The sequence below is a fragment of the Mesorhizobium sp. M00.F.Ca.ET.216.01.1.1 genome (assembly GCF_004010325.2).
Taxonomy (GTDB): domain Bacteria; phylum Pseudomonadota; class Alphaproteobacteria; order Rhizobiales; family Rhizobiaceae; genus Mesorhizobium.
In genome coordinates this window covers 1-343 of record NZ_SADR02000301.1, presented here as the reverse complement: position 1 = coordinate 343, position 343 = coordinate 1, and the positions used below count along the sequence as shown (strand labels likewise).

Here is a 343-nt window from a genome sequence, read left to right as displayed (position 1 = left end):
GGCGGCGCTCGTCTCGCCGCCGAAGCGGCTGTCGCGGGCAGCGCCCGCGATGCTGGCGAGCCCTGTCACCCGCTATGCTTTCCGCGATGCCAAGCCGATCAATTTCGGCCGATCCTCGCCCCGGCATCTTGCCGTCCACGGCGTCGATGTCTCGCGCTGGCAGGGCAATATCAATTGGCAGAAGCTGCGCGCCCAGGGCGCCAATTTCGCCTATATCAAGGCGACCGACGGCGGCGACCATCTCGACCCGATGTTCATGAAGAACGGGCGTCACGCCGATGCCCCGGAGCCGACGCGCGGCGCCTATCATTTCCTCTACTGGTGCCACACCCCCGGCGAGCAG

The 343-nt window shown here is 67.1% G+C and carries 1 protein-coding gene; it reads left to right on the top strand.

Going from position 1 to position 343, the window contains the following annotated elements; genetic code table 11:
- The coding region (locus EN859_RS36210) for a GH25 family lysozyme (protein ID WP_281015682.1) at positions 1-343 on the top strand (343 nt) is incomplete at both ends.